The sequence below is a fragment of the Mycolicibacter hiberniae genome, from assembly GCF_010729485.1.
Taxonomy (GTDB): Bacteria; Actinomycetota; Actinomycetes; order Mycobacteriales; family Mycobacteriaceae; genus Mycobacterium; species Mycobacterium hiberniae.
Map to the genome: position 1 here is coordinate 3,212,482 of NZ_AP022609.1, position 13,490 is coordinate 3,225,971.

12 protein-coding genes are annotated in these 13,490 nt (G+C 66.9%); 5 read left to right on the forward strand and 7 right to left on the reverse strand.

The annotated features are described in order from the left end of the window. Nucleotides 1–50: 50 nt before the first annotated feature. A complete protein-coding gene (locus G6N14_RS15275; protein WP_085135621.1) occupies nucleotides 51–1,310 on the reverse strand; it encodes a cytochrome P450 in 1,260 nt (419 codons plus the stop codon). A 255-nt stretch (nucleotides 1,311–1,565) separates the two neighbouring features. Here G6N14_RS15275 and kstD point away from each other — a divergent pair, with 255 nt between their 5' ends. From kstD to G6N14_RS21380, 3 genes are all read left to right on the forward strand, one after another. Beyond that, nucleotides 1,566–3,269, forward strand: a complete 1,704-nt coding sequence (kstD, locus tag G6N14_RS15280) for a 3-oxosteroid 1-dehydrogenase (protein ID WP_179960890.1) — start codon at nucleotides 1,566–1,568, stop codon at nucleotides 3,267–3,269. A 1-nt stretch (nucleotide 3,270) separates the two neighbouring features. Continuing rightward, on the forward strand, nucleotides 3,271–4,131 hold the full coding sequence (locus G6N14_RS15285; RefSeq protein ID WP_085135622.1) for an enoyl-CoA hydratase ChsH3: 861 nt from the start codon (nucleotides 3,271–3,273) through the stop codon (nucleotides 4,129–4,131). Nucleotides 4,132–4,217: 86 nt separating this feature from the next. Beyond that, nucleotides 4,218–5,777 carry a PPE domain-containing protein gene (locus G6N14_RS21380; protein ID WP_085135633.1) on the forward strand — a complete coding sequence of 520 codons (1,560 nt, stop codon included), beginning with the start codon at nucleotides 4,218–4,220 and terminating at the stop codon, nucleotides 5,775–5,777. On the opposite strand, the gene G6N14_RS15295 is transcribed toward G6N14_RS21380, so the two are convergent. Genes G6N14_RS15295 through G6N14_RS15320 form a run of 6 tightly spaced genes read right to left on the reverse strand, consistent with a single transcriptional unit; the run spans nucleotide 5,774 to nucleotide 11,769 of the window. Next, nucleotides 5,774–6,931 carry a 17-hydroxy-3-oxo-4-pregnene-20-carboxyl-CoA lyase gene (locus tag G6N14_RS15295; RefSeq protein WP_085135623.1) on the reverse strand — a complete coding sequence of 386 codons (1,158 nt, stop codon included), beginning with the start codon at nucleotides 6,929–6,931 and terminating at the stop codon, nucleotides 5,774–5,776. The genes G6N14_RS21380 and G6N14_RS15295 overlap by 4 nt on opposite strands. Then, nucleotides 6,931–7,332 carry a MaoC family dehydratase gene (locus tag G6N14_RS15300; RefSeq protein WP_085135624.1) on the reverse strand — a complete coding sequence of 134 codons (402 nt, stop codon included), beginning with the start codon at nucleotides 7,330–7,332 and terminating at the stop codon, nucleotides 6,931–6,933. Before G6N14_RS15300 ends, G6N14_RS15295 begins: the two co-directional genes overlap by 1 nt. Next, nucleotides 7,329–8,300, reverse strand: a complete 972-nt coding sequence (locus G6N14_RS15305) for a bifunctional MaoC family dehydratase N-terminal/OB-fold nucleic acid binding domain-containing protein (RefSeq protein WP_085135625.1) — start codon at nucleotides 8,298–8,300, stop codon at nucleotides 7,329–7,331. The genes G6N14_RS15300 and G6N14_RS15305 overlap by 4 nt, the downstream gene beginning before the upstream one ends. A 13-nt stretch (nucleotides 8,301–8,313) precedes the next feature. Next, on the reverse strand, nucleotides 8,314–9,477 hold the full coding sequence (gene fadE29 / locus G6N14_RS15310; protein WP_085135626.1) for an acyl-CoA dehydrogenase FadE29: 1,164 nt from the start codon (nucleotides 9,475–9,477) through the stop codon (nucleotides 8,314–8,316). Further along, nucleotides 9,477–10,481, reverse strand: a complete 1,005-nt coding sequence (locus G6N14_RS15315; protein WP_085135627.1) for an acyl-CoA dehydrogenase family protein — start codon at nucleotides 10,479–10,481, stop codon at nucleotides 9,477–9,479. Before G6N14_RS15315 ends, fadE29 begins: the two co-directional genes overlap by 1 nt. Before the next feature lie 37 nt (nucleotides 10,482–10,518). After that, nucleotides 10,519–11,769, reverse strand: coding sequence for a cytochrome P450 (locus G6N14_RS15320; protein ID WP_085135628.1), 1,251 nt, complete (start codon nucleotides 11,767–11,769; stop codon nucleotides 10,519–10,521). Nucleotides 11,770–11,948: 179 nt separating this feature from the next. Here G6N14_RS15320 and G6N14_RS15325 point away from each other — a divergent pair, with 179 nt between their 5' ends. Both G6N14_RS15325 and G6N14_RS15330 read left to right on the forward strand, forming a co-directional pair. Then, nucleotides 11,949–13,100 carry a steroid 3-ketoacyl-CoA thiolase gene (locus G6N14_RS15325; RefSeq protein WP_085135629.1) on the forward strand — a complete coding sequence of 384 codons (1,152 nt, stop codon included), beginning with the start codon at nucleotides 11,949–11,951 and terminating at the stop codon, nucleotides 13,098–13,100. Beyond that, nucleotides 13,100–13,489: a DUF8021 domain-containing protein gene (locus G6N14_RS15330; protein WP_085135630.1), complete on the forward strand. Its 390-nt coding sequence runs from the start codon at nucleotides 13,100–13,102 to the stop codon at nucleotides 13,487–13,489. The genes G6N14_RS15325 and G6N14_RS15330 overlap by 1 nt, the downstream gene beginning before the upstream one ends. Nucleotide 13,490: the final 1 nt, after the last annotated feature.

Consider the following 13,490-nt stretch of genomic DNA (forward strand, 5'->3'; position numbering starts at 1 on the left):
CCGGCCAAAACCGGTGGTAGGCAGCCCACCGGCCCGGCGGCGGCACAGAACTACGATTTGCCGGCGTAGTCGACGTGCCAGTGCTTGATGCCGTTGAGCCAGCCTGATCGCAGCCGCTGAGGACGGTCCAGCGGGGTCAGGTCGGGCATGTTGTCGGCGATCGCGTCGAAGATCAGCCCAATGGTCATCCGCGCCAGGTGCGTGCCGATGCAGTAGTGCGCACCGGTGCCACCGAAGCCGACATGCGGGTTGGGCTCACGCAGGATGTCGAAGGTGTATGGGTCGGTGAACACGTCCTCGTCGAAGTTGGCCGAACGGTAGAACATCACCACTCGCTGACCCTGCTCGATCAGCGTGCCGTTGAGGTTGTGGTCGCGGGTCGCGGTGCGCTGAAAAGCAGTCACCGGCGTTGCCCACCGCACCACCTCGTCGGCCGTGGTGGCCGGACGCTCCCTGATGAACAGCTCCCATTGGTCGGGATGTTCGGTGAACGCCATCATTCCCTGCGTGATCGAGTTGCGAGTGGTCTCGCTGCCGGCCACCGCCAGCAGAATGATGAAGTAACCCAGCTCGTCGTCGTTGAGCTTCTCCCCGTCGATATCGGCTTCCACCAGGGTTGTCACGATGTCATGGCCCGGATTGCGGCGCTTGAGCTCGGCCAGCTCCAGGCCGTAGCCGATGATCTCCAGCGCTGAGGCCGCCGGGTCATAGTGCGCGAACTCCGGGTCGTCGTAGGAGGTCATCTGGTTGGTCCAGTCGAACAGCTTTCCGCGATCCGCCTGCGGCACCCCCATCAGCCCCGCGATGGCCTGCAAGGGCAATTCCGAAGCCACCTCCACCACGAAGTCGCCGCTGCCCCGGGCCAGCGCATCCTTGGCGATCTGTTGCGCCCGCGCCCGCAGATCGTCGTGCAGCGGCAGGATGTGGCGCGGCGTGAAGCCACGGGAGATGATCCGGCGCTGCCGCGTGTGTTTCGGCGCATCCTGATTGAGCATCAGGATCCGCTGCGCGTCGAGCTGTTCGCGGGTGGTCTCGTCGTGAAACCGGGGGATCGCCCCGTTCACCTCGCTGGAGAACACCTCGTCGAGCCGCGAGATCTCCTTGATGTCCTCGTGCCGGGTGATGGCCCAGTAGCCACCGTCTTTGAAGCCGCCGCTCCTGTCATCCGGCTGCGCGATCCACTTGATCGGTTCGTTGCGCCGCAGTTCGGCGAACTCTGCGTCGGGCAGTCCCTCGGCGTAGATCTCCGGATCGGTGAGGTCGAATCCGGCGGGAAGGCGAGTGGCTGACGAGACGGTAGGGCTGGCCACGATGGCGACTCCTCACTGGTGAACCGGTTCCGACTACGATACTTTTTCGCCTACGCTGAGCAGGGCTTTACCAGAGGAAAAAGGGCATAAAGACCCCGCTGACGAGGCGGAAATGGAACACGTTCTACCTGGTGGCCGGCTGGGCTCAACCGGCCCGGAACAGCCGGATTACCAGCAGGCTGGGGAGTCGTTTCCGCGGGGCCGGCCGGGCAGTACGGCCAGCCAACTGGCGCCCGGGTGGGGCGGTTTTATAACGTGTTCTACATGGCCGAACAGGAGTACGACGTCGTCGTGGTCGGAAGCGGCGGCGCCGGTATGGTCGCCGCGCTGACTGCCGCCCACCACGGACTGTCCACCATCGTCATCGAGAAGGCTGCCCACTTCGGCGGCTCGACCGCCCGCTCCGGCGGTGGTGTGTGGATTCCCAACAACGAGGTGTTGCAGCGCGCGGGGGTCAAAGACGACCCGCAGGCGGCGCGCACCTATCTGCACACGATCATCGGCGACGTGGTGCCGGCCGAGAAGATCGACACCTACCTGCAGCGCGGGCCGGAGATGCTGTCGTTCGTGCTGAAGCACTCACCGCTGAAGATGTGCTGGGTTCCCGGTTACGCCGACTACTACCCCGAGCAGCCCGGCGGCAAGCCGACCGGACGTTCCATCGAGCCCAAGCCGTTCAACGCCAAGAAGCTGGGCGCCGACATGGCCGGCCTGGAGCCGGCCTACGGCAAGGTGCCGCTGAACGTGGTGGTCATGCAGCAGGATTACGTTCGGCTCAACCAGCTCAAGCGCCACCCGCGCGGGATGCTGCGCAGCCTGAAAGTCGGCGCCCGCACCATGTGGGCGCAGGCCACCGGCAAGAACCTGGTCGGCATGGGCCGCGCCCTGATCGCGCCGCTGCGCATCGGCCTGCGCGAGGCCGGTGTCCCCGTCGAGCTCAACACCGCGCTGAGCGACCTGTATGTCGAGGACGGCGTGGTCCGGGGCGTTTACGTACGCGGGGCATCCGACCCCGAATCGGCGGAGCCGCGGTTGATCCGGGCCCGGCGCGGGGTGATCCTGGGCAGCGGGGGCTTCGAGCACAACGAACAGATGCGGGTCAAGTACCAGCGCGCCCCGATCACCACCGAGTGGACGGTGGGGGCAACGGCCAACACCGGCGACGGCATTCTGGCCGGCGAGAAGCTGGGGGCCGCACTGGACATCATGGAGGACTCCTGGTGGGGGCCGACGGTGCCGCTGCCCGGGGCGCCGTGGTTCGCGCTCTCGGAGCGCAACTCGCCCGGATCGATCATCGTGAACATGGCCGGCAAGCGGTTCATGAATGAGTCGATGCCCTACGTCGAGGCCTGCCACCACATGTACGGCGGCCAGTACGGTCAAGGCCCCGGACCCGGCGAGAACGTGCCGGCGTGGCTGGTCTTCGACCAGCGCTACCGGAACAACTACATCTTCGCCGGCCTGCAGCCGGGGCAGCGGATTCCCAAGAAGTGGCTGGAGTCGGGCGTGATCGTCTCCGCCGACACCCTCGAGGAGCTGGCAACCAAGACCGGTGTGCCGGCCGCCGCATTGAGCGCGACCGTCGAGCGCTTCAACGAGTTCGCCCGCAACGGCGTGGACGAGGACTTCCATCGCGGCGAGAGCGCCTACGACCGCTACTACGGCGACCCGACCAACAAGCCGAACCCCAATCTGGGCCAGATCGCTCAGGGCCCGTTCTACGCCGCCAAGCTGGTGCCCGGAGACCTGGGCACCAAGGGCGGGATCCGTACCGACGTGAACGGCCGGGCACTGCGCGACGACGGCACCGTCATCGCCGGGCTGTACGCGGCCGGCAACGTGAGCGCTCCGGTGATGGGCCACACCTATCCGGGGCCCGGCGGCACCATCGGCCCCGCCATGACATTCGGCTACCTGGCCGCTCTCGACATCGCTGGCGCGCAAACCGGAAAGGCCTGATATGGCGATCGATCTCGAGGTCGCACTGGGAGCAGAGTTCGGCCAGGTCGAATTCTCCTGGACCGCAACCAATGTGCAGCTCTACAACCTGGCGCTGGGCGCCGGGTCGGACCCGATGGACCCGCGGGAGCTGAGCTACGTCGTCGACGGCAGCCCGCAGGTGCTGCCCACCTTCGGCTGCGTCGCCGCCTCCTTCAACGAAGTGGAGCCGCCGAAGGTGAGCTGGCCCGGTGTCGAGATCGACCTGGCCAAGATTCTGCACGCCTCGGAGCGGGTCACCGTACCGGCGCCACTGCCGCCGTCCGGCAGTGCCCGCGCGATCAGCCGGATCTCCGACGTGTGGGACAAGGGTAAAGCCGCGGTGGTGGTGCTCGAGACCTCGGTCACCAGTACCGACGGCACTCCCCTGTGGACGCAGCACCGGTCGATCTTCGCCCGCGGCGAAGGCGGCTTCGGCGGCCAGCGGGGACCGTCGACGGCGAGCGAACTGCCCGACCGCGCACCGGACTTCGAGATCGATATTCCGGTGGCGCCGCAACAGGCGCTGTTGTACCGACTCTGCGGCGACCGCAACCCGCTGCATTCGGACCCCGCATTCGCCGCCGCAGCCGGTTTCGACCGCCCGATCCTGCACGGGCTGTGCACCTACGGCATGACCTGCAAGGCCGCGGTCGACACCGCGCTGGGCGGTGACGCCGGAGCGGTCCGCTCCTTCGGCGCCCGGTTCGCCGGCGTGGTCTTCCCGGGCGAGACCCTGCTGGCCCGGCTGTGGAAGGACGGCGACCGGCTGGTGGGCAGTGTCGTGGCACCCTCACGCGACGACGCCGCCATCCTCAACGACGTGGAGTTGGTCCCGGCTTAGCCTCCCCCGCCGCGCCCCCGCGCCGGCGTCCGCGCCCCTGCGGCACCTAATTGAAAATGACATTCATCTTCGATATGGTGAGCGGCATGACCGCGCCGGTATGGATGGCATCTCCGCCAGAAGTACATTCGGCCGCACTGAGCACCGGCCCCGGGCCGGGTCCCGTCCTGGCTGCCGCCAACGCGTGGTCATCGCTGAGCGCGGAGTACACCGCTGTCGCCGAGGCGCTGCGGGAGGTGCTCGGCGCCACCGCGGCAGCGGCATGGCAGGGACCGAGCGCCGAAAGCTATCGCGCCGCGCATCTGCCCTACCTGGCCTGGCTGGCGACCGCCAGCGCCGACAGTGCCGCGCACGCCGCCCAGCACGAAACGGCGGCCGCCGCATACGTCAGCGCGCTGGCGGCCATGCCGACGCTGGCCGAGCTGGCCACCAACCACGCCGTCCACGGGGTGCTGGTCGCCACCAATTTCTTCGGCATCAACACCATTCCGATTGCGCTCAACGAGGCCGACTACGTTCGGATGTGGGTCCAGGCCGCCACCACGATGGCCGGCTATGAAGCGGTCGCCGGCGCAGCGCTCGCGTCCGCTCCCCAGCTCACCCCGGCACCGGCCGTCGTCAATCACGACGAGCACGGCCATGACGACCACGATGAGCACGATCACGATCACGACGACCACGACCATGACGACCACGGCGATCACGGCGATCACGATGACCACGACCACGACCACGGCGGCGGCGATCACGACCACGACCACGGCGGCGGCGGAACCCATGACGGCTCGCTGACCCCCGCCGACTTGGAGTGGTGGACGGAATTCTTCGGCGAACTCGGCCACTACGGCGAGATCCTGCTGAACGACCTGCTCACCAATCCCGGGGCGTTCATGAGCGACCTGTCGTGGATCATGGCAGATCTGACCTTTCACGCCGCCCAGATCGCCTCCACCCTGAATCAGTTCGCACCGGCGCTGCTTCAGCCGGCTCTGACGCTGGCGGTAGGCAACCTGGGCTGGGCCGCCGGCTTGGCCGGACTGGCCGGAATCCAGCCCCCGCCGGTCGCCGCTGTGCCCCTGGAACCGGTCACCCCGATGCTGCCGACCGCCGGCGCTACGACGCCCGCCCCGGCCCCTCCCGCTTCGGCTACCGCCGCACTTCCCCCATCGGCGTCGGTGCCGGCAACCAGCGCTCCGCCCAGTTCGATGCCGCCGTCGTCACCGCCCCCCGCCGGTGGGCCGGGCTTCTTCCCGCCGTACGTGATCGGGCCGCCCGGCTCGGCCGGCTGGATGGCGTCCAAGGCCCGCACCCGCGGGGTGACCAAAGCGGTGACCCCGGAGCAGGCCGCCGAAGAGGCCGCGGTGGCCGCTGCCGCACGAGACCGCGCCCGCGGCCGGCGACGCCGCAGCGCCCGGGGGCGCGCAGACGAGTTCATCCGGGTCTATGCCGACAGCACGCCGTCTCCCGAGGCCGGCCGGGACACCTGCGCCCGGCCCTCTGCAAGCAGTGCCGGCGGACTCGGATTCACCGGCGCTTACGCCGCGGCGAACACCTCCGCAGCCGGATTGGCCACGCTGGGCGGGAGCAACTTCGCCGACAGCCCGACCATGCCGCTGCTGCCCGAGAGCTGGGGCGAGGGAAACTAACCCAGGATCAGGCCAGAGGTGGGAACGCCGGTCCCCGCGGTGACCAGGACGTGCTCGACGTTTTCGACCTGATTGACCGAGGTTCCGCGCAGCTGGCGCACGCCCTCGGCGATGCCGTTCATGCCGTGCACATAGGCTTCGCCGAGCTGGCCCCCGTGCGTGTTGATCGGCAACCTGCCGCCGAGCTCGATGGCACCGCCGGCGATGAAGTCCTTGGCCTCCCCCTTGCCGCAGAAGCCCAACTCCTCCAGCTGGATCAGGGTGTAGGGGGTGAAGTGGTCGTAGAGCACCGCGGTCTGGATGTCGGCCGGTGTCAGACCGGACTGCGCCCACAGTTGCCTGCCGACCAGGCCCATCTCGGGCAGCCCCAGCTCCTCGCGATAGTAGGAGTACATGGTGAACTGGTCGGCCCCGGCGCCCTGGGCTGCCGCCTCGATGACTGCGGGGCGGTGCTTGAGGTCGCGGGCCCGCTCCGGGGTGGTCACGACAATCGCCACCCCGCCGTCGGTCTCCTGGCAGCAGTCCAGCAGGCGCAACGGTTCGGCGATCCATCGCGAGTTCTGGTGATCCTCGATGGTGATCGGCTTACCGTAGAAGTGCGCCTTGGGGTTGGTGGCGGCATGTTTGCGGTCGGCCACCGAGACCACGCCGAAATCGGCGCTGGTGGCGCCGTATTCGTGCATGTAGCGCTGGGCGATCATCGCCACCGAGGCCGCCGGGGTGCTCAGCCCGTGCGGATAGGACCAGCTGTACTCCACACCGCGGGAATCGGCGTTGACCGTCAGGCCGGTCATCACCTGGCCGAACCGGAACTCCGAACGCTCGTTGAAAGCCCGGTAGGCCACCACGACCTCGGCCACGCCGGTCGCCACCGCCAGCGCAGCCTGCTGCACGGTGGCCGCGGCGGCACCGCCGCCGTAACCGATCTGGGAGAAGAACGTCAGATCGCCGATTCCGGTGGCACGCGCAACGGCGGTCTCCAGGTTGGAGTCCATGGTGAAGGTCACCAAGCCGTCGACGTCGGAGGGCTTCAGGCCCGCATCGTCGAGGGCGTCGAGCACCGCTTCGGCGGCCAGACGCAGTTCGCTGCGCCCGGATGCCTTGGAGAAGTCGGTCGCGCCGATGCCGGCGATAGCCGCCTTGCCGGACAACATCATGCCTCCCCGAGGGTGAGAGTGGCGGTGGCGATGACATGGTCGCCGAGACTGTTGTTGCCCACAACCTTCACGGTGATCAGGCCCTCTTCGACGGCGGTCACTTCACCGGAGAAGGTGACGGTGTCGTAGGCGTACCACGGCACGCCCAGCCGCAGGCCGATCGAGCGGATCACCGCGTTGGATCCGGCCCAGTCGGTGACGTAACGCTGAACCAGTCCGGTGTCGGTCAGGATGTTGACGAAGATGTCCTTGGATCCCTTGGCCTGCGCCTTGTCTCGGTCGTGGTGCACGTCTTGGTAGTCGCGGGTGGCGATAGCCGTGGAGACGATGAACGTCGGGTCGCCGTAGATCTTCAGCTCGGGCAGCTTGGTGCCCACCTCGACCGTCGGAGCACTCATTGACTGTCTCCTTCCACAGGCTCCCAGGCGTACAGCGTCCATGCGGGCCCGGAATCGCTGGCAGGGAAATCGAGAAAGGTTGCGCGAACCGGCATTCCGATCTTGACCTCGGCCGCGTCGGCGCCGCGGAGCTCACCTAGCATCCGCACGCCCTCCTCCAGCTCGACCAGTGCGATCACGAACGGCAGGCTGCGGCCGGGGACTTTCGGCGCGTGGTGCACCACGTAGCTGAACACCGTTCCCCGGCCGCTGGAAACGACGTAGTCGGTGGTCTCGGTCTTGTCCTTCCAGACTGCGGGCACCGGCGGATGCTGCAGACTGCCGTCCGGCCGCTGTTGGATACGCAGTTCGTGCGCGGCCACCCCGTCCCAGAAGTACTGGGAGTCCTTCGACCACGACGGGCGCATCATCTTGTCGGGATCAAGGTCCTCCGGTACCGCCGCTGACGGGCCCGGCTCCTCCTTGTCTGCAGGCAGGAACTTGAGGATGCGCCAGATCATGTCGGCGACGTTCTCTTCGCCGACCCACCAGCGGATCTTCTGAGTGATGAAGTAGCCCTCGCCCAAGCCGGTCTTCTTAGGGCCCACGATGTCGGTCACCTCAGCGGTGACACTGACCTCTTCGCCGGGCTGCAGATAGCGATGGTAGGTCTGCTCGCAGTTGGTGGCCACCACTCCGACGTAGCCGGCGCCGTCGAACAGGTCCATGACCTTGCCCAGCGGGTCGTCGGCGGGACGCTGCCCACCCAGGCCCATCATCGTCCACACCTGGATCATGGCCGGCGGTGCGACTACTCCCGGGTGTCCCGCCGCACGGGCGGCGGCCTCGTCGGTGTAGATCGGGTTGGTGTCGCCGATCGCGTCGACCCAATGGCGGATCATCGGCTGGTTCACCGGATCCCGGCCGGACCGTGGCTTGCTGCGGCCCGACGCCAGTATCTGCTCGATCCCGGAGGAAAGGTCGCTCATCGGTCTCCTCGACTCATCGTGGCACTCGCGGGACCTTCAGGCCCGAGGCGGCGATCATCTCGCGCATCACCTCGTTGACCCCGCCGCCGAAGGTGATCACCAGGTTGCGCTTGGCCATCTTGTCCAGCCAGTTGAGTACCTGGGCGGTCTCCGGGTCCGCTGGGTTGCCGAACCGCCCGACGATCTCCTCGGCCAGGCGGCCCACTTCCTGGATCCGCTCGGTGGAGAAGACCTTGGTGGCGGCGGCGTCCGCCACGGCGATGGTCTCGCCGGACGCGGCGACCTGCCAGTTGAGCAGTTCATTGATCCGCCAGATCGACTTGATCTGCCCCAGCAGCCGCTTCACGTCGTCGTGCTCGATCGGGGTGACGCCGTCGGATCCGGGCTTGGACGCCCAGGCGTGTACCTGGTCGTAGATGCCGGCCACCCGACCGGCCGGACCGAGACCGACCCGCTCGTGATTGAGCTGAGTGGTGATGAGCTTCCAGCCGCCGTTCTCCTCACCGACCAGCATGTCGGCCGGGACCCGCACGTCGTTGTAGTAGGACGCGTTGGTGTGGTGAGCCCCATCGGACAAGATGATGGGCGTCCAGGAGTAGCCCGGGTCCTTGGTGTCGACGATGAGGATCGAGATGCCCTTGTGCTTGGCCGCGGTCGGATCGGTCCGGCAGGCCAGCCAGATGTAGTCGGCATCGTGCGCACCCGTGGTCCACATCTTCTGTCCGTTGACGATGTATTCGTCGCCGTGTCGGACCGCAGTGGTGCGCAGCGAGGCGAGGTCGGTGCCGGCGTCGGGCTCGGAGTAGCCGATTGCGAAATGCACGTCGCCGGAAAGAATTCCGGGCAGGAACTTCTTCTTCTGTTCCTCGGTGCCGAGTGCCTGCAAGGTGGGGCCGACGGTCTGCAATGTGACCATCGGCAGCGGGATGTCGGCGCGGTTGGCCTCGTTGATGAAGATCTGCTGCTCGACGGGGCCGAACCCCAGACCGCCGTACTCCTTGGGCCAGCCGACCCCCAACTTGCCGTCGCTGCCCATCCGCTTGATCACCGCGCGGTAGGCCTCATTGTGGCGATCGGACTCCATCGCTTGAGCCTCTTCGGGCGTGATGAGAGTCGAAAAGTATTCCCGGAGTTCGGTTTGCAGTGCCCGCTGCTCGGGCGTGAGGTCGATGAACATTACGCTCCCACCAAATCCAGGCGGTGGTTCGGACCACCCAACAACCGAGTCACGTCTTTGATCGAGGAGTAGTAGCGGTCCATCGGATAGGTGATGTCCATACCCATACCGCCGTGCAGGTGGTGGCAGAGTCGCATCGCCGGCGGGGCCTGCGAGGTCAACCAATAGCCCAGAATGCTCAGGTCTTCGTCGGCATCAAGGCCCTCGGCCAGCCGCCAGACCGTGGAGGTGGCCAACAAATCGATTGTCCGAGAGGCGATGTAGACCTCGGAGAGTTGTGCCGCCACCGTCTGGAACGTCGACAGCGGGCGGCCGAACTGCTCGCGGGTCGCGACGTAGTCGGCGGTCAGTCGCAGGGCGCCGGCCACCAGCCCCGCCGCGAACGCTCCCGTGGCCGCCAGAACCAATTGGTTGAGGCGACGCACGCCGGCGCCCGCGAGGACGTCGGACTGCTCTACCGCAACGTCGGTGAAGGTCACCACGTATTCGTCGGATCCGTTCGACGTCGGGGTCTTGGTGAGGGTGACCCCGGCGGTGTCAGGAGAGACCACCACCACGCCCTGATCGCAGGAGACGATCAGCCATGCCGCGGTCTCGGCGTACGCCACACCGGTTTTGACGCCGTTGAGCTTTCCATCGGCATAGCTGGTCTTGGGGTGCTCCGGCAACTGTTGTCCGGGCTCGTTCAGCGCAGCCGACAGCACCGCACCGGCGGGGACTTCGGCCAGGTATCGGTCCTGCTGAGCTTCGGACGCCAGATCCAGCAGCGGCACCAAGCCCAGACCCAGGGTTGCCAGCGCAGGACCGATGGTGCCGTGCCGGCCGATCTCAGTCAGTGCGGTGGCCAGCTCCGCGAGCCCCTGGCCGTCGCCGCCCAGTCGCTCCGGCACACCCAGCGCCGCGACTCCCCCGGACACGAGCGCTTCCCAGGTGTTCTCTCGGTCGAGCACCGAGGTCACCACATCGGCGACAGCCTGCTGCTCCGGGTTCGGTGTGAAATCCACCCGAATCCTCCTTGATTCGTCTACGCCGTCAGTCTGCTCAGTGCGCGACCGGGCACTTACCCGAGTAGTCGACCTGCCAGTGCTTGATGCCGTTGAGCCAGCCCGACTTCAGCCGCTCCGGCTCGCCGATCGACTTCAGATCGGGCATGTGGTCGGCGACCGCGTTGAAGATCAGGTTGATGGTCAGGCGGGCCAGGTTGGCGCCGATGCAGTAGTGCGCCCCGGTACCGCCGAAACCGACGTGCGGGTTCGGGTCGCGAAGGATGTTGAAGGTGAACGGGTCGTCGAACACCTCTTCGTCGAAGTTGGCCGAACGGTAGGACATCACCACGCGCTCGCCGGCCTTGATCTTGACGCCGGAGATCTCGGTGTCGACGCTCGCCGTGCGCTGGAAGGCCGAAACCGGTGTGGCCCAACGGATGATCTCGTCCACGGCGGTCTGCGGCCGTTCCCGCTTGAACAGTTCCCACTGGTCGGGGTTCTGCGAGAACGCGATCATGCCGTGCGTAATCGAGTTGCGACTGGTCTCGTTGCCGGCCACCGCCAGCATGATGACGAAGAAGCCGAACTCGTCGTCGCTGAGCTTCTCACCGTCGACGTCGGCCTGAATCAGCTTGGTCACGATGTCATCAGTCGGGTTCACGCCCCGCTCCTCGGCCATCTTCATGGCGTAGCTGATGACTTCGAAGGACGACATCGCCGGGTCCACGTCGGCGTACTCGGGGTCTTCACCGGCGGTCATCTCGTTGGACCAGCGGAACAGCTTGTCCCGATCGTCCTGGGGCACACCGAGCAGTTCGGCGATGGCCTGCAGCGGCAGTTCGCAAGACACCTGCTCGACGAAGTCTCCGGTGTTGGCCGCCGCGGCGGTCTCAGCGATCTTCTGTGCGCGCGCCTTCAGCTCGTCCTCAAGCCGCGACAGAGCGCGGGGGGTGAAGCCCCGGGAAATGATCTTGCGCAGCCGGGTGTGGTGCGGCGCATCCATGTTCAGCAGGACCGCGCGCTGCAGGTCGACCGCCTCACGAGTCATCTCCTGCGGCCAGACCGGGATCGCGCCGTTCATGGCGCTGGAAAAGACGTCGCTGCGCAGCGAGACGTCCTTGACGTCCTTGTGCTTGGTCACCAGCCAGTAACCCTTGTCGCCGAAACCTCCGGTCCCCCCGGGAACGTCGACCCAACGCACCGGTTCAGACTTACGCAGCTCAGCGAGCTCTTGGACCGGAAGGCCCTTCAGGCTCATCTCGGAGTCGAGGAAGTCGAAGTCGCTGGGGATGGCGGGGCAGCCCATGTCTCTACTCCTAGGGTGTTCGGTAGGTAACTGTCGGTTCGACGACGTTTGAACCCGGAAGCAGGAACAACACCGTCTAGTGCCTGATTGCGACCATTGAAACACGCCCCGACCGCAGATCAAAGGCAGTGCCGCATCCTCGCTTGTCAGACTAATGAAACGTGTTCTAGCCTGGCCGCATGGGTAATCCTGTCATCGTCGAAGCCACCCGCAGCCCTATCGGCAAACGTAATGGCTGGTTGTCCGGCCTGCACGCCACCGAACTGCTCGGGGCGGTGCAGAAGGCACTGATCACCAAGGCCGGCATTGACGCGGGCAGCGTCGAGCAGGTCATCGGCGGCTGTGTCACCCAGTTCGGCGAGCAGGGCAACAACGTCACCCGGCAGTCCTGGCTGGTGGCCGGGCTGCCCGAGCATGTCGGCGCCACCAGCATCGACTGCCAGTGCGGCAGCGCGCAGCAGGCCAACCACCTGATCGCCGGCCTCATCGCCGCCGGCGCCATCGACATCGGCATCGCCTGCGGCATCGAGGCGATGAGCCGGGTTCCCCTCGGCGCGAACGGCGGCGGCGCCCGCGCGGCGTCGTGGGACATCGACCTGCCCAACCAATTCGAGGCGGCCGAGCGCATCGCCAAGCGTCGGGGCATCACCCGCGCCGACGTGGACGCGCTCGGGCTGCGGTCCCAGCAGCTGGCCAAGCAGGCTTGGGCCGAGGGCCGATTCGACCGGGAGATCTCCCCGATCGAGGCCCCGGTCATCGACGAGAACAAGCAACCCACCGCCGAGCTGAACATCGTCAGCCGCGACCAGGGCCTGCGTGACACCACAGCCGAGGGCCTTGCCGCACTCAACCCCGTCATGGAGGGCGGTATCCACACCGCCGGTACCTCGTCGCAGATTTCCGACGGGGCCGCCGCGGTGCTGTGGATGGACGAGGACAAGGCCAAGGCGCTGGGGCTCAAGCCCCGTGCCCGCATCATCAGCCAGGCCAACGTCGGCTCGGAGACGTACTACCACCTCGACGGTCCGGTGCAGTCCACCGCGAAGGTGCTGGAGAAGGCCGGGATGAAGATCGGCGACATCGACCTGGTGGAGATCAACGAGGCTTTTGCCTCGGTCGTGCTGTCCTGGGCCGCTGTCCACAAACCGGACATGGACCGGGTCAACGTCAACGGCGGGGCCATCGCCCTGGGCCACCCCGTGGGCTCCACCGGCGCCCGGTTGATCACCACGGCACTGCACGAGCTCGAGCGCACCGACAAGTCGACCGCCCTGATCACGATGTGTGCCGGCGGAGCACTGTCGACCGGCACCATCATCGAGCGCATCTAGTGGCTCCGGTTCCCGAGAGCGAGCGCATCGCCGCGGCGCAGGCCTATATCGACGCATTGGTCAGCCATGACGCCGCTGCGGTCCGGTTCAGCCCGGACTGTGTCCGCATCGAGGTCGGAATCAAGACCGGGTTCTCGGGAAACCACCTGCGCCGCAGCCTCAACCGCGGTCCGCAATTCCGATTGATCTCGGCGGCGACGCTGCCGGAGTACAGCATCGACGGCGACGACGTCCGGGCGGTCTACGACATCATCACCAAACCGTCGCTACTGGGGGCCCGGGTGTGCTCCCATGTCGACGAGGTTTTCCGGATTCCCGCCGAAAGCCCAGACGGCACTGCTGTCATCCACCACATCCGCGCCGGGATTCGTCCGTTCATCCACCGTTAGA

Coding starts and splice junctions, on each gene's coding strand:
- G6N14_RS15285 (WP_085135622.1), top strand. CDS start 3,271: ATGGCGATCGATCTCGAGGTCGCACTGGGAGCAGAGTTCGGCCAGGTC.
- G6N14_RS21380 (WP_085135633.1), top strand. CDS start 4,218: ATGACCGCGCCGGTATGGATGGCATCTCCGCCAGAAGTACATTCGGCC.
- G6N14_RS15295 (WP_085135623.1), bottom strand. CDS start 6,931: ATGTTGTCCGGCAAGGCGGCTATCGCCGGCATCGGCGCGACCGACTTC.
- G6N14_RS15300 (WP_085135624.1), bottom strand. CDS start 7,332: ATGAGTGCTCCGACGGTCGAGGTGGGCACCAAGCTGCCCGAGCTGAAG.
- G6N14_RS15305 (WP_085135625.1), bottom strand. CDS start 8,300: ATGAGCGACCTTTCCTCCGGGATCGAGCAGATACTGGCGTCGGGCCGC.
- fadE29 (WP_085135626.1), bottom strand. CDS start 9,477: ATGTTCATCGACCTCACGCCCGAGCAGCGGGCACTGCAAACCGAACTC.
- G6N14_RS15320 (WP_085135628.1), bottom strand. CDS start 11,769: ATGGGCTGCCCCGCCATCCCCAGCGACTTCGACTTCCTCGACTCCGAG.
- G6N14_RS15325 (WP_085135629.1), top strand. CDS start 11,949: ATGGGTAATCCTGTCATCGTCGAAGCCACCCGCAGCCCTATCGGCAAA.